This window comes from Chitinophaga costaii, assembly GCF_900094705.1.
GTDB classification, from domain to species: Bacteria; Bacteroidota; Bacteroidia; order Chitinophagales; family Chitinophagaceae; genus Chitinophaga; species Chitinophaga costaii.
On record NZ_FMAR01000017.1, the window covers coordinates 1 to 23,475 of the forward strand.

At 46.6% G+C, this 23,475-nt stretch carries 13 protein-coding genes; 4 read left to right on the forward strand and 9 right to left on the reverse strand.

The genetic code is table 11. From position 1 onward, the window contains the following. Positions 1–196: 196 nt before the first annotated feature. Positions 197–2,311: a bifunctional aldolase/short-chain dehydrogenase gene (locus GA0116948_RS18280; RefSeq protein WP_089714895.1), complete on the reverse strand. Its 2,115-nt coding sequence runs from the start codon at positions 2,309–2,311 to the stop codon at positions 197–199. Between the two features lie 108 nt (positions 2,312–2,419). Further along, positions 2,420–3,472, reverse strand: a complete 1,053-nt coding sequence (gene rhaT, locus GA0116948_RS18285) for an L-rhamnose/proton symporter RhaT (RefSeq protein ID WP_089714897.1) — start codon at positions 3,470–3,472, stop codon at positions 2,420–2,422. 317 nt (positions 3,473–3,789) lie between these two features. Here rhaT and GA0116948_RS18290 point away from each other — a divergent pair, with 317 nt between their 5' ends. From GA0116948_RS18290 to GA0116948_RS18300, 3 genes are all read left to right on the forward strand, one after another. Continuing rightward, the gene (locus GA0116948_RS18290; protein WP_089714899.1) at positions 3,790–4,185 is read left to right on the forward strand and encodes a response regulator; all 396 of its coding nucleotides are present in this window, start codon (positions 3,790–3,792) and stop codon (positions 4,183–4,185) included. Between the two features lie 455 nt (positions 4,186–4,640). After that, positions 4,641–5,906 (forward strand): WG repeat-containing protein, encoded by a 1,266-nt coding sequence (locus GA0116948_RS18295; protein WP_089714901.1) that lies wholly within the window; start codon positions 4,641–4,643, stop codon positions 5,904–5,906. A 10-nt stretch (positions 5,907–5,916) separates the two neighbouring features. Next, positions 5,917–6,612, forward strand: a complete 696-nt coding sequence (locus tag GA0116948_RS18300) for a hypothetical protein (RefSeq protein WP_123891731.1) — start codon at positions 5,917–5,919, stop codon at positions 6,610–6,612. Positions 6,613–6,681: 69 nt separating this feature from the next. On the opposite strand, the gene GA0116948_RS18305 is transcribed toward GA0116948_RS18300, so the two are convergent. Beyond that, positions 6,682–7,254, reverse strand: a complete 573-nt coding sequence (locus tag GA0116948_RS18305; protein ID WP_089714904.1) for a hypothetical protein — start codon at positions 7,252–7,254, stop codon at positions 6,682–6,684. A gap of 302 nt (positions 7,255–7,556) precedes the next feature. Here GA0116948_RS18305 and GA0116948_RS18310 point away from each other — a divergent pair, with 302 nt between their 5' ends. Beyond that, on the forward strand, positions 7,557–8,516 hold the full coding sequence (locus tag GA0116948_RS18310; protein WP_165798379.1) for a glycoside hydrolase family 18: 960 nt from the start codon (positions 7,557–7,559) through the stop codon (positions 8,514–8,516). Positions 8,517–8,648: 132 nt separating this feature from the next. On the opposite strand, the gene GA0116948_RS18315 is transcribed toward GA0116948_RS18310, so the two are convergent. The 6 genes from GA0116948_RS18315 to GA0116948_RS18340 all read right to left on the reverse strand — a co-directional run bounded on the left by GA0116948_RS18315 (position 8,649) and on the right by GA0116948_RS18340 (position 23,218). Beyond that, positions 8,649–10,427: a RagB/SusD family nutrient uptake outer membrane protein gene (locus GA0116948_RS18315; protein ID WP_089715060.1), complete on the reverse strand. Its 1,779-nt coding sequence runs from the start codon at positions 10,425–10,427 to the stop codon at positions 8,649–8,651. 10 nt (positions 10,428–10,437) lie between these two features. Further along, positions 10,438–13,617: a SusC/RagA family TonB-linked outer membrane protein gene (locus tag GA0116948_RS18320; RefSeq protein ID WP_089715062.1), complete on the reverse strand. Its 3,180-nt coding sequence runs from the start codon at positions 13,615–13,617 to the stop codon at positions 10,438–10,440. An 83-nt stretch (positions 13,618–13,700) separates the two neighbouring features. Next, entirely contained in the window at positions 13,701–17,078 is a 3,378-nt protein-coding gene (locus GA0116948_RS18325; RefSeq protein WP_089714907.1) for a ThuA domain-containing protein, read from the reverse strand. Positions 17,079–17,156: 78 nt separating this feature from the next. Then, positions 17,157–17,909: a ThuA domain-containing protein gene (locus GA0116948_RS18330; protein WP_089714909.1), complete on the reverse strand. Its 753-nt coding sequence runs from the start codon at positions 17,907–17,909 to the stop codon at positions 17,157–17,159. A gap of 3 nt (positions 17,910–17,912) precedes the next feature. Next, the gene (locus GA0116948_RS18335) at positions 17,913–19,115 is read right to left on the reverse strand and encodes an esterase (RefSeq protein ID WP_089714911.1); all 1,203 of its coding nucleotides are present in this window, start codon (positions 19,113–19,115) and stop codon (positions 17,913–17,915) included. Positions 19,116–19,252: 137 nt separating this feature from the next. Beyond that, the gene (locus GA0116948_RS18340; RefSeq protein ID WP_165798380.1) at positions 19,253–23,218 is read right to left on the reverse strand and encodes a hybrid sensor histidine kinase/response regulator transcription factor; all 3,966 of its coding nucleotides are present in this window, start codon (positions 23,216–23,218) and stop codon (positions 19,253–19,255) included. Positions 23,219–23,475: the final 257 nt, after the last annotated feature.

Consider the following 23,475-nt stretch of genomic DNA (forward strand, 5'->3'; position numbering starts at 1 on the left):
TTATGAATTATGAATTATGAATTATGAATTATGAATTATGAATTATGAATTATGAATTATGAATTATGAATTATGAATTATGAATTATGAATTATGAATTTTTTTGTGGTGGGGGGATGGGGCAATGTACTATGTCCTGGGACTATGGTGGGCGTTTTTTCCCTTCCATGGTATTTTACATAGTACATTGTTCCTGTTATCTTACGAAGGCCATTGCTACGCCACCGTCTACGTTTAGCACGTTGCCGGTGCTTTTGTTCAGGAGGCCGCCGGTGAAGGCGAAGCAGGCGTTGGCGATGTCTTCGGGTAGGATGATCTCGTTGAGAAGGGTGCGCTTGGCGTAGAAGGCTGGCAGCTCTTCGATTTTTACACCATATGCTTTGGCGCGGCCCTCAGCCCAGGCACCTTCCCATATTTTGCTGTCGGCAATCACGGCGTCAGGATTTACCACGTTTACGCGGATGTGATCAGGGCCCAATTCTGCGGCATTCAGGCGGCTCAGGTGCAACTGGGCGGCTTTGGCGCTGCCATAACCAGCATTATTCGGACCGGATACCAGGGCGTTTTTGCTCACGATATTGATCACATCGCCCCCGCGACCTTGCTTGCGCAGAATGGCTACGCCGGCCTGGGTTACCAGGAACTGGCCTTTTACCAGTACATTGTACAGCAGGTCCCAATCTGCGCTGGTATGGTCTTCCAGCGGTTTGGAAATAGAGAGGCCGGCACAATTTACCACAATATCTACCCCCCCAAAAGCCAGGCAGGCCGTGTCAAATGCGGCGTTGATCTGGTCGGGATTGGTTACGTCCAGCAGCGCGGTAGTGAAGGCATCTTTGCCGGCTTGTTGTTCAAAAGCAGCCTTTGCGGTGGCCAGTCTTTCGGCATCGTTATCATTGATCACCACTACGGCACCTTCTTCAACAAATTTCTTTGCGATGGCACGCCCTATGCCGCCGGCACTGCCGGTAACCAGGGCAATGCGGCCACTCAGCGCTTTGGGCTTGGGCATGCGTTGCAATTTGGCTTCTTCCAGCAACCAATATTCAATATCGAAGGCTTCCTGCCGTGGCAGGGAGGTGTATTCGGAAATAGCTTCCGCCCCCTTCATCACATTGATAGCATTGATATAAAATTCCGCTGCCACCCGCGCGGTTTGTTTGTCTTTGGCGAAGGTAAACATGCCCACGCCCGGGTACAGGATCACCACAGGATTGGCATCGCGGATAGCCGGGCTGTTGGGATGTTTGCAGGTTTCATAGTAAGCGGTATAATCTTTCCGGTAGGCGGCAAATGCCGGTGCCAACCGTGCTTGTAAGGCTTTCACATCGTGCAGGTCTTCGCCGGCTTCCAATTCCAGTACCAAGGGCGCAATTTTGGTGCGCAGGAAGTGGTCGGGACAAGAAGTACCCAGGGGGGCCAGGCGGGCCAGGTCGTTAGCATTAATGAACTCCAGTACCCGTGCATCGTCGGTAAAGTGACCGATCATGTGCTGGTGTTCGGAGCAAAAACCACGCAGCACGGGGGCCAGCGCCGTGGCTTGTTGCAGGCGTTTTTCGGGCGGTAAGGCCTTTATTTTTACGCCGCCAAACACGGGACGTTTCTTGTTATAATTTTGTTCCAGGTAAGCGGCGCATTTTTCCACCACTTCGAGGGTGTTCACATAACTTTCGTAAGCGGTATTGCCCCAGGTAAATAACCCATGCGATCCCAGCATAATACCACGAATGCCAGGATGCTCGTGCAGGCACTGCCTTAATTGTAAACCCAGGTCAAAACCCGGTCTTTGCCAATCTACCCAACCCAGGGTACCCCCAAATAAATTTTGCGTAATCTGCTTGCCGTCTTTGGCCGCTGCAATGGCAATAGCCGCATCGGGGTGGAGGTGATCAATATGTTTGAAGGGTAAAAATCCGTGTAAAGGTGTATCGATGGAAGGTGCCTTGGAATCCAGGTCAAACAGGCAGTAATTAAACAGCTTCACCATTTCATCTTCCTGGTCTATGCCCCGGTAAATGCCCTCCAGTGCGCGCAGCTTATCTACGTACAATGCTGCCAATCCGTTCCGTTTCAGCGTGCCGATGTCGCCACCACTGCCCTTTACCCACATTACTTCTGTATCTTTTCCCGTGAGCGGATCTTTTGCCAACGCCTTGCAGGAGGTATTGCCCCCACCATAATTTGTAAGCCGCAGATCGGCACCCAGCAAATTAGAGCGATAGATCAACAATCCTACCTCATCCCCAGCCAATGCTGCCGCCTTCTGCTCATCCCATAGATAACTCACATGCTTAAATTCAGTTGTCAACATAAAAATATATTGTTTTAAAAAGTATATACATATTATATTTTCCTACATATATCATGTACCATGATACAAATTTTGAAGGCTTTGTTTATATTCTTTCCATCCTCCATTTTAAATACTATTGCCATATCCCACCAGCAACACGGATAGAATGATGGTGGCAATGCCCAGGAACACGGTACGCCAGGTGCGTATGTTCACTCCCTTCCACTCATGCAGTGCAATACCCCAGCAGTTAGACACCAGGATAATAAAAGCCATGTGAAGTATCCAGGAGCTAGATCCATTACCCAAGCGGCTTTCTCCCATGCCGTAGAAGAAGAATTGCAAAAACCAGGTGGCACCGGCCACTGCGGCAAATAAATAGTTGGCAGCCAAAGGAGTGGCGGTATTGTTATAATCTTTATAACTTTTATTCTTAATATTAAGGTAAATACACCAGAGTATATTGGTAACTAATCCACCCCAGAGGATTACCACAAAGGTCACGTTATTCCGGAACAGTGGGTTAGCACCATGTGCCTCGGCTGCGGCTGCCATAGACCTGCCGGCTTCTATTCCAAAGTTAAAGCATGCACTCAATATGCCCGATACCGTGGCCACCGTAAGCCCTTTGGTAAGATTAAATTCCTTCACCCCCTCTTTCTGCTGCTCCGGCGTAAGCACTTTTTCCTTTAACATGCCTGCCCGGCCGCAGATGGCTATGCCCACCAGGCATACCAGCACCCCAATCAATACAATAACCCCTCCCCTGCTGTGCAACATCTGGGTAAAGGTAACCCCGCTTTCCGGCGCAAACAGGTCGCGGTAAATGGGCGGCACCAGTGAACCAAAAGCCGAGGTAAAACCCAGGGCTACAGACATACCCAGCGACATGCCTAAGTAGCGCATAGACAGCCCAAAGGTTAACCCTCCCACTCCCCACAGCAATCCCAGGAGGAAAGTCCAGCCAATAACGGAAGGTGGTGCGGCACGAATAATATCCATAAAATCCGGGACCGTAAGCCAGGCGGCTAGTAGTGGAACGATGAGCCAGGAAAAAAGGCCACCGGCCAGCCAGTAGCTTTCCCAGGACCAGCCTTTTACTTTTTTGTAGGGAAGATAAAAACTACCGGAGGCGAAACCGCCTATAAAGTGGAATACTACGCCCAGGATTGCCTGCATGGAATTTATTTTGTACGATCAGTTAAGATAAAAGTAACCCAGGTGGCATAAAGCCGCATCCTGCCGCATCCTGCCCTACAGCCTCCTTCAAGGCGTTTGGGGTGGAGGCTTTTTTTGCCCAGGCCAGGGGGGAAATGGGATAAGCAGGCGTTCTGTGCAAACAATAACAACGACCACTGAACAAAAGGGGGTAGATTAGTGTAATTATAACATCAATATAACGATAAAGCGCATTTATCAATGCAGGATAAATTTTACCTTCATTACTTCTCCTACAGCAAACCTGCACGAACGCTATTTAAAATCATTTTTGCTACATGCAGCATACAACTTGCTTGATTATTGACGATGACCCAGACGACCAGGAAATTTTTGCCCTGGCCCTGGCCGAAGTAGGACCAGACTATCAATGCTCTTTTGCCAGTAATGCAACGGATGCCTTGCAACAATTGCAAACAAATTCCCCTGCGCCCGATTACATTTTCCTGGACCTGAATATGCCCCGGATAAATGGATTGCAATGCCTGGTAGAATTAAAGCGGCTACCTGCCACCCAGACCATTCCTGTGGTTATGTACTCCACCTCATCGGAGCATCATTTCTCCTCACAGGCCATGGCAGCCGGCGCTTCAGCCTTTGTAAGCAAACCTTCCCGCATTAGCGACCTGGTATCTATTTTAAAGGATATTTTTTCCAGGATGCAGGAGGCTTAGCGATAGCATCCAGTTTGATAAGCCAACTCCCAAATGGATATGCAGCACATACGGCTGCCTACCACAAATTAATAATATCACCTACGCAGTTCCTGGGTTCCTAAAAGTAAATGCATGCGTGATCCGGATCGGGATCATCCAGGATTTGCAAATCATATATGGAAATAGTTAATCTATTTTTAAGGCGGCTTTATCTAATAAGTTTTCTAAGTCTCTCCCCGGGACATTTAAACATGATGGCGCTAATAACTGTTTGCAAATCCCTTGAATTTCATGAAATTCGCCCGCGTGATGGGCATGATCGTTTAGACATGTTTGATTAGTTACATATACGATTGCAAAACATTTTTTATTTCAGGTAACTACAAATATTTATTACCGCAATTCAAAATTGTCGTTTAATAGCAAAACGCATAATAAGATTATAGCCTATTAAACGATTTTAATTTATAAAAATGAAGAGGATTTTTATATTGTTATGGTGTTGTATATTTTTCTTTTGCTCTGTTCATGCACAAATAAAAGACACGCTGTTTGTAGTAACCTCCAATAACAATTTTTCAAATATCAGTAACTTTTCAGAAGGTGTAGCAAAAGTGGAAATTTCCCACGATAGCACTATTGCGGATAATGATAGTATGTGGTCATCCATTGGCTATATAGATACTACAGGAAAAATATTATTCGAAAAAATTTTGGATGATGCAGGCAACTTCCATTGTGGATTAGCTTATATCAGTAAAAAAGTAAACGATGATTCTAAATATGGTTTTATCGACAAAAATGGAAAGGAAGTTATTCCCTGCATTTATGACAAAGTAGAAAATTTTTCGGGCAACCTAACGGCGGTAAACACAGGCAGCACTTGGCAAATAATTGATGTAAGCGGGAAAATAGTAATGAATGACCACCTGCTCATTACCAAAAGACAAATTATTAATGCTATCGCACACACCAGTGAGGACGAAGATATAGCGCCGCCCGCTTTCCACAATGGCCGAATGCTTGTATGCCAAGACGGTAAATATGGATATGTAGATACACAAGGAAAAATTGTATTGCCATTAACTTACTATAAAGCATTTGATTTTTCTGGCGGTACAGCCGTCGTTGCAATGGATACCGTGAATGGAAGCCTGCTTTACAAAGGAAAAGGTAACTTAGAGCGTTTGTACAACAGCTTGCCTTCGGGCCCTACAAAATATAAATGGACAGTGATTGATACTACCGGCAAAGTGCTATACAAATTTAAAGAAGAGGAAACGCCAGATTTGAATCAATATTTCTCTGAAGGAAATATTTCCTTTTCTGTTGACAGCTACAAAAACGGCGTAATGAGTAAAAACGGTAAAATTATCATTCCGCCGCAATATGAAAATGAATGCCTTCCTTTTTCTGATGGAGTAACAATTGTACAAGTGGACGACAACCAAGGAGACGGCAATAAAAACGGATATTTCTTAGTCATAGACACTATGGGAAATACTATATCAAAAATTTCTTTCACTAACCAATATGGTACCATGTACGATAGCAACCAAAGGTTTCACGAAGGGCTAATGGCCGTTAAGATAAACAATGCATGGGGATATATAGATAAAAAAGGAAAATTTGCAATTGCGCCGCAATTTGATGAGGCAACTGACTTTCACAATGGTTGTGCGGTGGTGAAAACAATGGAAGGGAAAGTAGCTGTTATAAAGAACGTGTTGCATCATTAAAAATATGATCATGATTTCCGAAGAGTCTTTAACAGAAGAAGATATTAAAATCTTTTTAAAGTCATATATCAGCACACAGACATTTAGTTTGCGAACGGGTTTATTTATAGTATCGATGGTTTGCTTATTAATGACTGTAATGGATATTATAGGCACTTCTTTCTTGTTGAACAAGAAAGCTTCCTTTTTTTTATTTATGGTTGTTATGCTTTTGGGTTCATTGCTAACAATTGTTATACCTATTTGGTGGGGATTAAAATCAGAAAAGTTCAAGATCGTTTTTGAGATAGTTACTATCCCTGCTACTTTTGTTGTTTCTCTTTTTTCAGGAGGAGGATATTTGCTGATCACAAATGCTGTGCTTCTCTTCGTGTTAATAATTGTTTTTATTTATAAATATTCCAATTATCTGACTTATAAAAGCGAACTCACCACGAAGAATAAAAAAATATTCTTTGAAGGCGTTCTTACAAAATGTTATAAGGAAGATACCAGCATATCCGCCCGTTATACGAACATTCATACAAACTTCACTATTCAAGACGAAAGTGAAAGTGTTTCTTTTTCTTTAGCACCATTAAAAATACTACAGTTATTTAGTGCAGGGCAAAACATGCCTACGGAAAACAGTATTGGCAAACAGGTAGTTGTTTCTTTTTTATCGTCAATGCCCAACACGCTGTTGTCATTTAAATTTTCAGAATAAATGTTGCCGGCTGCCAGCAAACAAAAAGTTTTTGATTGACGGTCCTAGACGGCAACAAGGGCGCTTTTATTAGATCATAGCGATCAGATCCTCATAATCATGCGCTCCCACTAACACAGGAATATCTGCCCAGGGGGCTTTCCCTTTATTATCCTGGATGGTTTGTTTCACGAGTTCCTGCACCCGGAGTAGGATGAGATATTCCTGAAGTTCACAGGCCTGCCGCAACTGATCGTTACGGTAACCTTCTGTTTGCATGTATGTTTTGTTGGTTTCCTGCAGGGCTTCAAAGCCTGTGATCGTAAATGTTTTTTCGGATTCTCCACTGAAATCCGCCAGCCAATCGAGATTGTCGCGGTTAACAAGCGATTCGTATGCCAGTAAATGGAGGAACCACTGGTCGTATTGTGTGGTAAAACTGTTCATTTCCAGGTATAAAGCCTTAATGTCTAGCTCCTCATCTTCTTTCATGACGTTATAAGAATAATTCAAATATGCCGTTAATGGCCGCTGTAGGTGCAGTAGGTCTTTGCCTATTACGTAATGAAAGCCGGAAGATGGCAGTTGGCTAAGCATCGTTTCCGTTTCCCGGATCGCCGTTTCAATTTGTCCTGCCTGGATAAGGTCCTGAATTTGTTGCATGCTACAAAGAAACGGCATATCCGGTAAATGGGGAATTTTATTACCGTTTACAATCAAACCCTAAAAAGAACCCCATTTACTACAGTCGACTTCCTCATCCTCCCCCCATATTTGAGGCAAATATACCCCAGGTATCCTCTAACCACCCAAGCAAATACAAGCATGATCCGTTATAAACTCACCCAAATAGTTTAGGCCCTATTTATGTATTGAATTTTATCGGCCAACTGTAGTTTTTATAAATGTGTTTCTTTTAACCCATGTATAATTCAATCTTGTTAATAACCAACAAAACCTCGTGTATGAAAAAAGTTTCAAATTTTTTAGTGGTGCTAGGTGTGGCATCACTCATGACTATGCCAAGTTGCAAAAAAATATTAGATGAGTTGGGCAATTCAGCTGGAAATAATCCTGGTATATCAGCCAACGTTAAACTGATCGAATACAAAAATAGTGATCACCGTTTAATGGGCGGATATTTTTCGCGGGAAACGGGCGATACTGCCGGTATACTAAATTTAATACCCGACAGTGTAGATATCATAAACATTTGGGGCAGACAGGAAAATAGCGCGGATTGGGAGCAGGAGCTACAAATTATTCATGATTTGCAAAAAAATAAAGGAATGAAATTTATTGTTACTGGTTGGTTAGATGATCTCAATTCCAGGTTTGGCCCCAAAGATGCCAGTGGCGCTGTGAACAACAAAAATTGGCGAACCGGTGTGACAGCCCTTCGCGATTCGGTGATTAAGTGGAAATTGGATGGTATTGACTTCGACATAGAACCAGGCATTATACCAGAGAGTAACGATTCGCTGGTGGCCATCATGACGGAATTGGCTAAATATTTCGGGCCCACTTCTACCCCACCCACGTTATCGAATGCAAAGCTTATGTTTATCTGGGACACAAATATGGATGGCAACTTCGCGCCTTATACTAAGACGTATAAAAATTACGACCTGGTTTACCTACAAGCTTATTGGAGAAATGCAAATAGTCTTACTAATACCTATAACACTTTCAAAAACTATATTCCTCAAAGCAAATTTCTAGCAGGAGTAGATTTTGAAGACGAAACCGGCTTTGCTTCGAATCAAATGCCAGCATATGCTGCCTGGGCAACTAGCCAAAACATGGGCGGTGTTTTTAGTTATAAAATTGAACGAGACTATGCGAATCAATCAGGCAGCTTCAGTAGTTACGCGATTACAAGAGCCGCCATTCAAACTATGAACCCTGCAAAGAAAAATAAGTGATGTATCACTATCCCTATCTTTTTAAATACAGTATCATTTTATACAAAAACACCTATGGCCTTTTATTCCATAGGTGTTTTGTCTAAAAAAAATCTTGTACCTGCGCAACTAATATACCAGCAACCTCGCCTCCTAATTCACATAACCAGGATTTTGTACTAACAGCGGTACACCCGTAGCTGCCGCCGACAAATCAATTTGTTGCTGCGGAATGGGCAGGTATTCATTACGGCCCTTGGTAAAAAATCCACCTTTCAGCGTAGTATTAATCTTCACATCATACTGCAGAAAAGCATTGATTTCATTAGCCATGGAGCCGGTACCCAAGTCCCATCGTTGCAGATCGAAAAAGCGGTGACCTTCCATGGCCAGCTCTATCTTTCGTTCAAAATGAATAGCTGTACGTGCGTAGGATTTATCATTAAAAGCACCTGCCGGATATGGTTTAATAAGATACTTATCCGCCGGCGTTGTTTGTGGCGTGTATTGTGAAGTTCCGGCATCATAGGTAGCATTTTTATACACCCAACCCGAAGCATCGGCTGCGCGGGCCCTTATCTGGTTCACATAAGCAAGGGCGCGATCGGCGTTGCCGGCGCTAGCTTCTATCTCTGCTTCCGCAGCCATGAGGATTACGTCTGAGAAACGCATCAGGTTAATGTTATTGGTCGTAATTTCTGGTGATCCCCAGTAGCTTTCGTTACTCACGTTGGTGGCGCGCTCACTTTGTGAATACACATTTTTGCGGGGCGTAAAACGACCGTTGGTAGGATCACGGATCCAGCTAGGTTGCGGGTAGCCCCAATCCAGGTAAGGAATGTTTGGCCGTCCCATCGTAAGATCTATACGCGGGTCTAACGTACCCGTGTAGGGCGTCGTTGGGTCACTTACATCGTTGCCCGTATCAAAACTGGTGAATAAAGGCAATCCATTGGCATCGGTTTTAAAAGAATTTGCCAATGATTGTGAAGGCGGGAAGTATCCACAGCAGGCACCCGGCCCCCCGTTGTACGGGAAATTAAGATCGTCCGGCCGGTTACCATTTGAGCCATTGGAACCATCGTTTACTGAAGTTTGGCAGGCCCATACAGATTCACCGCTATTCTTTTGTGCTGCTTGCGGGCTAAAATTTTGTTGGAAGGGAACCAGTACATATTTCTGTCCTCCTGCCGTTACACCTTCATTAATCACTTTTGTGAGCAAGGGCAACGCGGCATCAAATTTATGTTGAAACATATACGCTTTAGCCAGATAGGCCATTGCAGCCCAGCTATTCGCCCGTCCGCGCAATGCCTGGGTAGGTGGCAGGTTATCGACGGCATATTGAAAATCGGCTTCTATATTGGGCCATATGTCTTTGTCGTTCGGCTGATTTACATCTTTTGTATTTTCATCGATATAAGGCACCTGGTTGTAAATCTTTTTCAGCTCAAAATAATAAAACCCACGCAGGAATCGAGTTTCGCCAGTAATGCGTTTTATATCTTCATCACTGATATCGGTGGCCAGCGGAATGGTACGTAGTACATCGTTGCAACGTTGAATAGCATCGAACTCAAACAACCATTTTGCTGACACTGCCGTGTTACTGGTAGTCATATTAAATAACTGTATCGGCTGTACGTCTGCAGCACCATCAGATGGAGAGGAACCTTTGTACGCATCGCCAGCGGCCATGCTCATCACCCAATTGGAGCCGGGCGAACGCGTGCCCCCACTGTTACCACCATATCCATCCAGCATAGAATAGGCTCCTACCAGCAAGCTTTCCACGCCTTGTTTATTTGCCAATACGGTAGCACTTAACACGCCCAGCGGTTGCTGATCGAGAAAACTTTTATTACACCCCCAGGTACTACACAGGAGTAAGCCAGTGAGCAACAGGTTCGTTTTTAAAAATATATTTTTCATAACGGTCATTTTAAAATGTAACGTTCAGGCCTATATTATAATTTTTCTGATTCGCAGGGTAGTCGCCAAAGTCGATACCAAAACTCGTATTGTCGTTTAGGTTAGCGTTCTGCAACTCGGGATCCAACCCGGAATACTTAGTGATGGTGAATAAATTACTGGCCAGCACATATACCCGTAAGCGCTGGATACGGAGGCGTTTGATGAGTTCATCCGGCAAGGTGTAACCTAATGTGAGGGATTTCATTTTCAGGTAAGAACCATCTTCCAGGTAGAAAGAGTTAAATGCACCGGTATTGCTGAAATTTGCGCTGGTTTCTAGTACCGGGATTTTGGCGTTCAGATTGTCCGGACGCCATGAATTGCTGATAACATCAGCCGCTACGGCCCCTCCGAAAACTTGCGGAAAGTCGGTCCAGTAGCGCACATAGTTCACCACTTTATTGCCATATGAACCATACAGGAACATATTAAAATCGAAATGATGATAACTCACACTCAAATTAAATCCACCGGTAAGTTTTGGATTAGGATTGCCAAAGAAGGTACGGTCGGCATCGGTGATCATGCCATCTTTTGTTTCATCGCGGTACTTAAAGCGACCTGGCGCTGCCGCGGTTTGCTTAGGGGATTTACTCACATCCTCGGCATCGCGGAACAGGCCTTCTACCTGGTAGCCAAAGAAACTACCCAAGGCATGCCCCGGCTGCAAGCGCACAAAAGTACCAAGACGGGAAGATCCTGCACTGTAGAAGTCCTGGTATTTTTCATGGGGTAAACTTACCACCATGCTGGTGTAATGGCTTAAGTTCAAACCAATATCAAACTTTGCGTCCTGAACGTTGCCGTGGTAAGTTGCATTAAAATCAAATCCTTTGTTCTCAATATTTCCGCCATTGATATAAGGAGCGGAAGCGCCGCCGGCGGTAGCCAGTAAGGCCTGTTGAAACAGCAAGCCACTGATTTTTTTCTTGTAAACTTCAAAAGAAAGATCGAGTCGATTATTAAACAAGGTAGCATCGAATCCTAGGTTGGCAATCGCATCGCTTTCCCAAGTGGTAATAAGATTGCCCAACTGACTGTTGTAAGTTCCTTGCATAGGATTAAACCCGGTACCTGCCAGGTCGTAATAAGATTTGGCAGGGTCGGCGGCATAAAGGGAATAAGCATTATTGGGCTGGGTGCTCACCCCGCTCAGTGACCCAAGCTCGCCATAACCGCCGCGTAGTTTCAGGTCATTAAGCCAATGCAGGCCCGCCATAAATGGCTCCTGAGAAAGGCGCCAACCTGCGGTAACAGAAGGGAACACGCCATACTGATGTCCTGGTGCAAAGAACGAGGAGCCATCTCTACGCAGTGTGCCGCTTAGTAAGTATTTGCTGTTGTAGTTATAATCTATCCGTGCAAATTGCGAGTACAATGTATTTGAATAAAGCTGATATACGCCGTTGGTGGCAGAACTGGGCAACCCGGTATTGAGCGTAATGTAATCCGGATCGGTAGAGAGGGTATAACTATTCCTTCCACCAAACATGCCACGGCCATAGTTTTTGATAGCCTCTGTACCGGCTAGCACTTTTACATCGTGGTGTCCAAACTGTTGATTATAAGTAATAGTATTTGTAAAGGTACGTCCATAAGAAAAACCGCCGGTTTCCTGGAAATTATTAGCAGCCGTATTGCCCTCAGCCGCTTCATAAGGCGTAGCAGTAAATCCATAGAAATAATAGTTATCAAGATTGCCTCCCACACTAGAGCGTAGTGTAATTCGATGCTTCCACACATCCAATTCAGCAAAAATATTTCCGTTGATCTGCCAGTCGTAGCCGCGGTTATTTGCCGTACGTTTTTGTACCGCCACAGGATTTTGCGAATTACCCAATCCGGGTGCTTTGGTGCCTGCAAAATTACCCATGATATCGTATACCGGTATAATTGGTGGTTCCCGGTAAGCATACGAAATAGCATTGCCTTCGTTCTGGTTGGTAATCTTGGGATTGTCTTTGTACACGAGGTACACATTTTCTCCAATACGCAAATGCCCGGTTGTAAAGCTGGAGTTTACCCTTACAGAATATCTTTTCAAATAGGTATTAATGAGGGTACCCTGCTGATCGAAATAACCTAAAGACACCAGGAAATTATTCTTTTCCGATCCGCCACTGGCGGTAATGTTATGACTTTGAATGGGTGCGTGCCTGAATATTTCATGAAACCAATCGGTTCCAGATTTATTGGCGGGCATGATCTGGTGGGTATTAATGTTGTAAGTAGATGGATCTGTACCGGCATCTCCTGCTTTGGCACCAGCGGGTAAAATATAATCAGGAATAGAAAATGTACCCGTACCAAATTGAGGATGAGAAGGTGTATTCCCGGAATTTTGTTGCATAGCAAAAATGGCGTCCATGTATGTTTTCGTACCAGCCAGCCCGAATCCTTTTGACAAAGGCACTTGCACACCATAGTAACCGTCGTAGCTGACTTGGGTTTTGCCCTGCTTGCCTTTTTTCGTCGTCACCACAATAACGCCGTTAGAGCCGCGCACCCCGTAAATCGAAGCCGAACCAGCATCTTTCAGTACCTGCATAGATTCGATATCATTTACATTCAGGTCGTGCAAACTTCCGGGCACACCATCTACAATCACCAGGGGGCTGGAGTTGCCGATGGTGCTGATGCCGCGAATGTTCACCTGGCTGCCACCACCAGGATTGCCCGAATTGATCACCGTAACGCCCGAACTTTGTCCTTGCAACAATGATTCGGTGGTACCGGAGGGCACCGATTTTAAATTAGTGATGTTCACCACCGATACCGAGCCGGTAATGTCTTTTTTACGCTGGGAAGAATACCCGGTAGCCACCACCTCATTCAGCGAGGTACTGGATGGCTGTAGTATAACTTTAAGTTTAGCGGAATCGCCGATCGCTACGGTTTGCGTGTTAAAGCCAATAAAGCTAATTTCTAAAAAATCGCCTTTGTTGGCTTGGATGCTGAAAGCGCCCCCTACATCTGTTTGCGTGCCGGTATGCATTCCTTTAACGTGCACAGAAGCCCCGATCACGGGTTGTTGGGAAGCATCGGTAACAGTGCCTTGTACGACATGTTGTGCGATCGCCATCGATGAAAGCATACAGCACAGCAGCAATAAGCCGTACCGCATACGGGAAATTGGTAATTGAATCATAACGTGAAATTTTTTGAAAGTAACATACATCCAGGAACAGCAATTGGTATTTTAAAGAAGTATAAAATGAAGCAATACTTTTTTTATTCGAACACTACATCAGAAAAGCGAAGAATGGCATCATTAGGTAGGGAATTTTTAACCGCATAGATGTATACATCGTGCTTTCCGCTTACTGGCTGTGTAAGCGGAACAGCTATACGCGCATAAGTATCCCAACCACCAGTAGCCTGAAACGAGGTACTGTTCAACACAGGACCAGCCTGCGAGTCGAGGCGTACTACCACCTGCCCTCCTCCATCTTGTGAAGCATACGACAAGGTGAGCTGTTTGATGTGGGAAAGATCCACTTGTTTTAACAGCAGGTATGCTTTGTGGCCACCTTGTGAAAGCTTGTCACGGAAGCGCGGAAAGCCTACATAAGCATCGGCATACACCGCCTTTACATCCTGGTTGCGCAGCGTAATTATGTCGCTGCCAGTGAGGGGACCTACCACACGCCCCCCCTTGTCTGTATAACTGGCAGCAATGATATACTGGCCCTGGGGCTCTGCTTCATTATATTTTAACACCAGCGTACCCGATGCTGGGATCGTCTTCGCACGTTGGGCTGGTTTGTCGGTTAAGGAAAAAATGTATTTCACGATTTCCTGCGCATCCGCCGTGGATAACTGGGGATGTGCGCTCATCACGTGATCCGTACCCCATGCACCTGCGCCGCCATGAATGATCTTTGCTCCCAGTTTTTCCACCGCCCCTTTTTGCGTTTTATATCGCTTGGCAATGGCGATAAAATCTGGTCCCACGGCTGCGGTGTTTAACAGGTGGCACGATTTGCAATCGCTGGCTGCCATCAGGCTTTTGCCGGGAAAACTTACCGGAGCAGGGGCCTGATCGCCTGCATTATAAGCTGCACCTGGTGTGGCGCGGTATTCACACGTAACTTTAATGCGCGACGGTGCAATCTGTTTATCTTCAGCATCTGTTACACTTACATGATAATGGAAGGGCTGTTTATAAAAAGAAACATTGTCGGCAACAATTTTCACCTGAGGTGCGGTATTGCCCACTTTTACCAGCAGCGTATCAGTAGCGGAAAGCCCTTGCTGGTCGGTCACTTTGAGTATCGCTTTATAAATACCAGGCTTTGTGTAAGTGTACACAGCACGGGCGCTGTCTGCGCCAAAATTCCAATGATAAGTAATAGTATCATCGTCATCGAAATCAGCGCTACCCTGGGCACTGAAAGCTACCTGCAAGGGGGCCTGCCCGCTGATGCTTCGCAACATGGGCACTTGCTTGCGGTCTGTGGTGAGAAAAGAACGGGCATTGTTTTGTGCCATGGCAGCACTGTCTACAATACCCGCTTTGGCTATGGGCGGTCGGTTGCCCCGGTTGTAAGCAATGCGAACCAGGTGAGCATCTTCATTGGCCGCGCCATATACCGACCCGTATTCCAGCATGTACAGTTGACCATCCGGACCAAAAGCCATATCGATGGGCCGGCGAAAATCACCGTTGGCCGGCATAAACGCCTCGTTGCGCACATAATTTTCCTGGCTGTCAAAACGTAACGCTATCACCCAATTGCGCATCCAATCGGCCACGAATAAACTGCCATCGTAATAATCGGGAAATTTGTTTGGATGGTGATTATGCGGATCATCCGTATAGAAAGCACCTACTATCGCGCAACGGCCCCCTACACCGAGTTCCGGCCATTCTGGGGAAGCCGCATAGGGATACCAGATCATGGCCGGCATAGCGGGCGGCAATACACGCAGACCAGTATTATTCGGAGAGCTGTTTACCGGAGCCTTTTCATCGAACTTAGGGCCTGCTATGTTTTTGGCAAAATCCCATTTTGCATAGGCGTAGTTGTTAGCCACAAAATAAGGCCAGCCAAAGTTGCCTGCTTTACGTGCCTGGTTAAATTCATCATAGCCCCTTGGTCCCCGCTCGCTATCTTTCCCCGCATCGGGCCCTATATCACCCCAATAAAGAACATCTGTTTTGGGATTAAGGGCTATGCGGTAGGGATTGCGTGTACCCATGATATAAATTTCCGGCTTTGTACTATCGGTCCCTTTCGCAAAAAGATTGCCCGCCGGGATGGTATAGGTACCATCTGCTTCGGGATGAATACGGAGTATTTTTCCTTTGAAATCGTTGGTATTGCCCGCGCCGCGTTGCGAATCGAGACTATAATGAGCGGGTCCCGGACGTTCATCCAACGGCGCATAGCCATCGGAGGGAAAGGGATTAGAACCATCGCCGGTAGAAAGGTACAGGTTGCCCGCGCGATCCCAGGCGATAGAGCCTCCATGATGAGAGCCGCTGTTTTTTTGTACCGGTACTTTGAGCATTACTTTTTCACTACGCACATTGATGGCATTGTTCACGAGCGAAAAACGCGAGAGGCGGAAATAAATGGGTTCCTGCGTTTGTCCGCCGGGGGCATAATACAAATACAGGAAACCATTGCGCATAAACTGCGGATCCAAGCCAATGCCGATAAGACCTGTACCACCCACATTACTTACCGGGAATTTATAGACCAACCGGGTGCGGTTTTGACGTGGCTCGTAACAGTACAAATTGCCGAATAAAGTGGTAAAGAATACCCGTCCATCGGCTGCAATGGCCAGTTCCATGGGCGAATTTAAATTTCCCGCCAGGATGGTTTTCTGAAATCGATTTTGATCGGGTGTTACTTTTGCATAAGCCTTTGTATAATCCAGCGGAGCTCCATTGCCCATAGCATACCGTATGCCGCCCAGTAAATGGGCCAGGAAAAGCGGTTCGCTATAGCTTTCCTCGGTATGACCGCCACCGGTATAAAATGCACGTCCACCATCAAAAGTATGATACCAGCTTATGGGGTGATAGCTACCGTTAGTGCCGCCGTCGTAAGAATTTTCATCCAGGCTGGCCAGTACCTTAATACCCGGGTACCACGATTTAAAATTATACCATTCATCACTGCGCTCCCACCGATCGGGTAAGGATTGCGAAGCAGGATGCGTTTTGTCGCTCACATCGATTGTGGCCCTGCGTACGCCAGGGTTCAGCGGATGACTTTCGAACCAGGCACCTACCAGCTTTCCATACCAGGGCCAATCGTACTCCGTATCGGCAGCAGCGTGAATACCTGCATACCCACCACCAGCCTGTATGTATCGCTCAAAAGCAGCCTGCTGTACGCCATTCAGTACGTTACCCGTGGTATTGCAAAAAATAACCGCTGCATACTGCCGGAGTGTATCGTCATTAAACCGCGTGGCGTCGGTAGTAGTATCTACTATAAAATCATTGTTGGCACCCATCTTTTGAATAGCCGCAATAGCAGTGGGAATGGACGCATGATGCCAGCCCTTGGTCCTGGAAAACACTAGCACCCGCGGGGTAACCGCCTTGGCCATGCTAGTCATAAACAACAACATCACTAAACAATATTTCATTTTCTATATAGAATGAGCAGCCCTACCCATACACGCCTACAGGGTGCAAGGGGCATATTGGTAAAAAATAATAGATAATTATTGTAAAATACGTTTCGTATATGCCTTACCGTAATCAAGATGATTTTGGCCGATAGCATATTGAATACCTACCAACACATGATGGAGGAACAGCGAATCTTGGTAATGCTCCGGCAAGTGCCCAAGGGCCGTATAGAAAGACCGGCCGCCATCGTAGTTATGGTACCAAGCAAGCGGGTGGTAAGTACCATTGGTACCGCCGGCGTATGTAGTTTCATCGGCCAGTAACAATACCTGTAACGAGTCGATGCGGTTGCGGAAATTATACCATTCGTCCGTACGCTGCCAGCGCAGCGGCATACCCAGCGTGGCGGGGTGATTTACAGCTGCCACCACCACAGTACCGGGTACCGGTTGCGGCGGATGACCGTTGAAAACAGCCCCTACCAGGTGCCCATACCAGGGCCAGTCGGTTTCTGTAGCCGATGCGGAATGAATACCTACATAGCCGCCACCAGCCTGTATGTACCGCTCTAAATCGGCCTGCTGTGCCGTGTCCAGTACGTTGCCGGTGGTACTTAAAAAAATAACGGCGGCATAATGGCGCAGGCTGTCTTCTGTAAAATAGGCGGCATTGGTGGTGGTATCTACCTGGAAGCCGTTTTCCAGCCCCAGCCGCTGAATGGCCACATTACCTGCGGCAATAGACACATGATGGTAGCGCAGCGTTTTACTGAATACCAGCACCCGCGGCGTTTGTGCGTGGGCGCCCAGTGTCCATAAGAAACAGCAAAAAATAATTTTTTTCATCCGTTATTGTTCGTCGCGTAGCTGCACGGCTTGATCGTACACTACGGGTGTTTTAAATAATTTTTCCAGCAGTCCTTTGAGCTCTACGCGCCACACATACCATTCATGCCCACCCGTTACAGTCACGTATTCGTAGCGAACGCCTCGCTGCGATAAAGCATGCACCAGGTCCTGGTGTCCCGGTATCCGTGGGTCTTTAGTACCACAGCCTATCCACAAGAGGTGCAATTTTTCATTGAGACTACTATTTACAATTCCCGGCCATGCTTCGTCTATTTTGAAATCTTTATCGCTTAGCAGGCCCGAGCTAAACTCGCCAATCCATGCAAACCGATCGAGGTTGCGCAGGCCGATGAGCATGGATTGACCACCACCCATAGAAAGGCCGGCAATGGCGCGGTTATCGCGACCGGGCAGGGTATGATATGTTTTTTCTACCAGGGGAATAACGTCAGTAAGTAGCTCTTGCTGCAAGGCTTTCACCCCTTCCGGTGAGCTGCCCCCGGCCCAGGTGCCGTCGATTAAGCCATTGGTCATAACGATAATCATCGGAACAGCCTTGTTGCTGGCAATGAGATTTTCCAGGATCACGTCTGCACTACCGGCAGGCTGGGTCCAACTATTTTCATCATCCCCGCCACCATGCCGGAGGTACAACACGGGATAACGCCGTGCTGGCTGCTCAAAATAACCTGGGGGCAGGTATACCCGCAGTCCGCGCAGGCGCTGTAGTGCGGTAGACTGATAATGTAACGTTTGCAATATTCCGTGTGGCACCTGCTGCCGTTCGTCGAAGCGGGGCCGGTTGCCTGGCACCTGCACAATGCTGGCATATAACTGGGTGCCACTCTTCGTTTCGGGATTATTCATGTCCGGCATTTGCACCCCGTTCACCAGGAAATTGTAAGCATAAATGCCCGGCGCCACGGGGTCAATAGTAAGCTGCCAGGTGCCCGCCGTATCGCGCTGCATGGCCTGGGGGCGCAGGTCCCACTCACCGAACACTAGTTGCACGGAACTAGCCTGCGGGGCCTTCAGGCGGAAAGTAATATGCCGGTCTGGCGCCACTACGGGCGAAAATGGGGGTGGCGGGGGGCCAAACCAGCCTTTCGTGCTATAAGTATTATTGCTTTGCGCGAAAGCATCCACGGCATTCCATAATAATAGGAGACTACAAAGAGCCAGAGAAGGTAGGTTCAGTTTCATAACAGTAGCTTGCGGCAGGCGGCTGCCTAACGTGGTTTATTTTATACCACAAGAATACTGCATGAAAGGGGTTGGGGTACTGTACCACAGTCTCCGGTTACAGTACTATAGTCTACAAGTGGTTCATTATTACCTGATTACCGGCTCACGAACCCTGCCCGGTACTCGCTGGGGGAGGTCTGGTATTTCTTCTTGAATTCCCGGAAAAAATGGCTTTGGTTGCTAAAACCGGAGCTATAAAACACCTCCGCCACTGTCATATCCGTGGTTTGCAGCAACTGGGCGGCATGTTGCAGCCGGATCGTTTTGATCAATTCGCCCGGGGTCATACCGGAGAGCGCCTTTACCCGGCGATAAAAATAGGCCTTGCTCATTGCCAGCGACTTTTCCAGCAGGGCGGCATCCAGCGCTTCGTTATCGATATGCTGGTTAATACACCGGATGGTTTGTTCCAGGAAAGCCTTGTCTTCCTCCTTCATCCCGGTATTGGACAAATGATTAATGACGCGATCCTGGCGGAACAGGGTGTGCAACTTTTCCTGGTATTCCAATAACTTGCGCACCCGCACTTGTAAATGGCCCGTGTGGAAAGGCTTAGGAATATAAGCATCGGCGCCGGCCTCGTACCCTTCTGTTTGATGATCGATCGTGCTGCGGGCAGAAAGCATTACAAATGGAATGTGACAGGTAGCGGCCATATGCTTTAAGGTATTACACAGTTCCAGACCACTCATGTCGGGCATCATAATATCCGCAATGATCAGGTTGGGTACTACAGTGTTCATCAGGTCCAGCGCTTCCCGCCCATTACCCGCTTCAAATACGATGTAATCTTCCTTAAACAGATCGTTCAATAGATACCGGATATCTGGATCATCTTCCACCACGAGGATACTTTTTTTCTGCTCCTGCCCCAGCCCATCCAATAAAGCTTGCCGGTTGTCGGGCGCGGGCTTGGGTGGCGCGTCGGTCATTGTTTTCAGCAAATGAGAAGGCTGTTCTGTCGGCGCCACCGTGCCGGCCAGCCGCTCTTCCATGGCAGGGACTACCTTTGCAGGCAGGGTTACCGTAAAATAAATCCAGTTATGATCGCAAGCCACCTGGATATGCCCATTGAGCAAAGTTACCAACTGCCGGGTAAGGGCAAGCCCCAGACCGGTACTCACCCGGGTAGGCTCCGTATTGCCAGTAACAAAAAACTTATTGAACAGTTTTTCAATATCTGCCTGGGGCAAGGTGTTTCCTGCATTGGCAACTACCAATTCCAGGCAATCGTCTTTGGCACATAATGAACAATGAATCTCGCAGCCGGATGGTGTATGCTTAAATGCATTCGATAATAAATTAAATGCGATCTTCTCAAATTTGTCTTTATCCATCCAACAGTCGGGCAATGGTAAAATATCTACCAAAAATTGCTGATTGTGTCTCTCCTGCAAAGGCGTAAAGAGGGCGGCAATATTGGTGAGCAATTGCGAAACATTTAAATAACTATAACGGTTTTTTAAATGCCCCGCTTCGGCCTTTCGAAATTCCAGGAGCTGATAAACCAGGTAATTCAGCCGCGATGCTTGTTGGTTTACGATAGACAAAAAATGCGGGGTACTATCGGGTTGCTGGTATAGCTCCAGCGATCCGGTAATGAGGGTAAGCGGCGTTTGCAGTTCGTGGGCGATGTTTGTAAAAAAATTTAATTGCTCTTGGTGCAGTGCTTCATCTTTTTCACGCAGCACATGTTCCATGGTGAGCTTGTGCTGCATTTGTAACTTGTTCCGCCGGTAAATATGTACCGCGTATACCCCCAGGGCCAGCAGGCAGCAATATCCCAGGAAGGCTGGCCAGGTAAGCCAGAAGTACTGCTGCACGGTGAGATAAAAGGCCGTTACTCCATTGTTCCAGGTACCTTCTCCATTCGACCATTTGATGATCATTTTATAGTTGCCTGGCGGAATATTACTGTAAGCAATGCGCCGGTCGGGCCCCAGGTAGTGCCATACTTTATCATATTTTTCGAGGTAATAAGCGTACTGCGACTTTTGCTTGTTGGAAAAATTGATCGTTTTGACCCGGAATTCCAGGAAATTATTACGGCGTGGCAAACTAAAATGCGGAGCAGGAAGCGCGTGTTTCATATTGACCACCTGGATGCTGTTTTCATTTTCCGCATGTCCCCCCAATTGCAGATCGGTGAGTAGCAAGTTCGATTGCCTGTGGGAAAAATGCATCTTAGCAGGCAAACAATAATTGAACCCGGCTACATTCCCAAAATACAAGTACCCGGCATCATCTTTCCAGATAGCATTATCGCAAAATTCATCACTTTGCAATCCATCCGCCATGCGGAATTGCACCGTTTTACCATTCTGCGGATCTATCTGCGCTAACCCGTTATTGGTGCTTACCCAGATGCCTCCTTGCGCATCTTCGGCAATGGCGTGAAAGGTACTGTTGGGCAGCCCATCTTCTATGTTCAAGGTGTTAAACCTGGGGTTAGCCTGATGAATATCTTTCGTATACATCCAGTTCAGTCCATAACTGGTACCCACCCACATGCGATCCTGCCGGTCGCAGTAAAGCGACAGCACGTCATTATTAGAAAGGCTGCCAGCATAAGCGCCCGCCCTGAAGGTGGTAAACTTTCCGCTGCGTGGATCTAATACGCTTAAGCCACCGAAGCGACATCCTATCCATAATAAACCATCGGCACTTTGGGCCAGTGCGTTGATCACGTCATTGCCAGGGCCTGTATTGCCACCGTTATATGGATACCGCTGCCATTGCGTAATGTGCAGTTCATTACCTTCCCGCATTAATTTTAGATGTACCAGCCCACCCGCGCTCAGGCCCATCCAAATACTAGAATCGGCTGCACATAAAATGGTACGCACCGCACCGGGTAGCGCCATACCACTAGTACCCGCCATTGTTTTCCAATGCCAGGTTTTCCGCATGAAAGGATCGTAAACAGAAAGCCCCATCCCGTCTGACCCAATGTACACCAGGCCATCGTGGCCACTGGCCATTGCATAAATATTGTAATCCGCGGCTTCTTCCGGGGTGAATATGGGCAACCCATTCCCTTCCGGCAAAGTTATAATTCCATTACCCTTGGCAGCAGCCCACACCCTTCCATTCACATTACAGAAGGCTCGCACCGGCGCATTTATTAAAGGCTTACCACCCCTACTTACGGTGGTGAAATAATTCTCCCGCTTTGCAATCTTAACAATGCCGCCGCCATCCGTACCGCACCACAACATTTTCTCCACCCCAGTAAAAAGATTATTGATCCGCGTATTTTTCAACAGTGGCACCTCGTTCAATAAAAAGTCATCTGGTTTAAAATCCAGGCCATACGCGCCTATTCCTTTGGTATTCCACGCCAGCAGGTAATGGTCCTGGTAAAAGGTCATGGACCGTACAGGGTGCTGTAGCGAAAGTACTGTTTGAATGTGCAGATCGTCGTCTACCCGGATAAGTTCTTGCTGTGTAGTGGTATAAAAGATATGACCGTTGGTAAATAGCAGGTTGTCTACATGGCGGGCAAACGGAAATGCTTTGATAGCATAAAAATGGTGACCCTCCTTATGATATACCTGCAGGCCTTCATTTGTGAATATCCACAAACGCCCTTGCCGGTCGAAGGCCATTTTTCGCACGCCCATGCCAGATAACCCCGACACTGAGCAAGGATAAAATTTGTCGGTCGCGGTGTCGTAATAACTCACCGATGCACTGTTTATACGGGCCGCATAAATGGTGCCCACACTATCCAGTGCCAGGAAATAACCATTCACCGCCGAATGCGGCAGATCGTACAAGTAGTTGCTGATGCGCCCCGTGCTTTTCTCATATTTGGAAACACCTTCTGCTGTGCCCAGCCAAATATGATGCAACCTGTCTTCGGTGAGCTGGTAAATAACATTGCTCCCCAGCGTATTGCCCATACCCTGGCGGTTGTAGTTAAACACATGGAAAGCGGATCCATCATACACATTTAACCCATCCCAGGTTGCAAACCAAAGTAGCTCATCGCTATCCTGAAAAATACGGTTCACATAACTACTGGAAAGGCCATCGGTATTATTGAATTGCTTTACCACATAATTACTCAACTGCCCATAGCAAGGCATTAATGCACAGCATAATAATAAAAAACCTGATAAGATTTTCTTCATCGAACGTGGAATCATGGGGCCAAGCGGCACCTTTGCTCATTAAAGTTATTAAATTCCAGGAATTGTATGCCTGAATTTATAAATTATGCCTGGTGGCACAGCTGTGAAGACCGCACTAGCAAGGTAATAATGGCACTAATAAATTATATATGTGGGCATAGGCTAACCTACCTTGCTGTATT

Excerpts from the sequence above, each read along its gene's own strand:
- GA0116948_RS18280 (WP_089714895.1), bottom strand. The coding sequence starts at position 2,311 with ATGTTGACAACTGAATTTAAGCATGTGAGTTATCTATGGGATGAGCAG.
- rhaT (WP_089714897.1), bottom strand. The coding sequence starts at position 3,472 with ATGCAGGCAATCCTGGGCGTAGTATTCCACTTTATAGGCGGTTTCGCC.
- GA0116948_RS18290 (WP_089714899.1), top strand. The coding sequence starts at position 3,790 with ATGCAGCATACAACTTGCTTGATTATTGACGATGACCCAGACGACCAG.
- GA0116948_RS18295 (WP_089714901.1), top strand. The coding sequence starts at position 4,641 with ATGAAGAGGATTTTTATATTGTTATGGTGTTGTATATTTTTCTTTTGC.
- GA0116948_RS18300 (WP_123891731.1), top strand. The coding sequence starts at position 5,917 with ATGATTTCCGAAGAGTCTTTAACAGAAGAAGATATTAAAATCTTTTTA.
- GA0116948_RS18305 (WP_089714904.1), bottom strand. The coding sequence starts at position 7,254 with ATGCAACAAATTCAGGACCTTATCCAGGCAGGACAAATTGAAACGGCG.
- GA0116948_RS18310 (WP_165798379.1), top strand. The coding sequence starts at position 7,557 with ATGAAAAAAGTTTCAAATTTTTTAGTGGTGCTAGGTGTGGCATCACTC.
- GA0116948_RS18315 (WP_089715060.1), bottom strand. The coding sequence starts at position 10,427 with ATGAAAAATATATTTTTAAAAACGAACCTGTTGCTCACTGGCTTACTC.
- GA0116948_RS18320 (WP_089715062.1), bottom strand. The coding sequence starts at position 13,617 with ATGATTCAATTACCAATTTCCCGTATGCGGTACGGCTTATTGCTGCTG.
- GA0116948_RS18325 (WP_089714907.1), bottom strand. The coding sequence starts at position 17,078 with ATGAAATATTGTTTAGTGATGTTGTTGTTTATGACTAGCATGGCCAAG.
- GA0116948_RS18330 (WP_089714909.1), bottom strand. The coding sequence starts at position 17,909 with ATGAAAAAAATTATTTTTTGCTGTTTCTTATGGACACTGGGCGCCCAC.
- GA0116948_RS18335 (WP_089714911.1), bottom strand. The coding sequence starts at position 19,115 with ATGAAACTGAACCTACCTTCTCTGGCTCTTTGTAGTCTCCTATTATTA.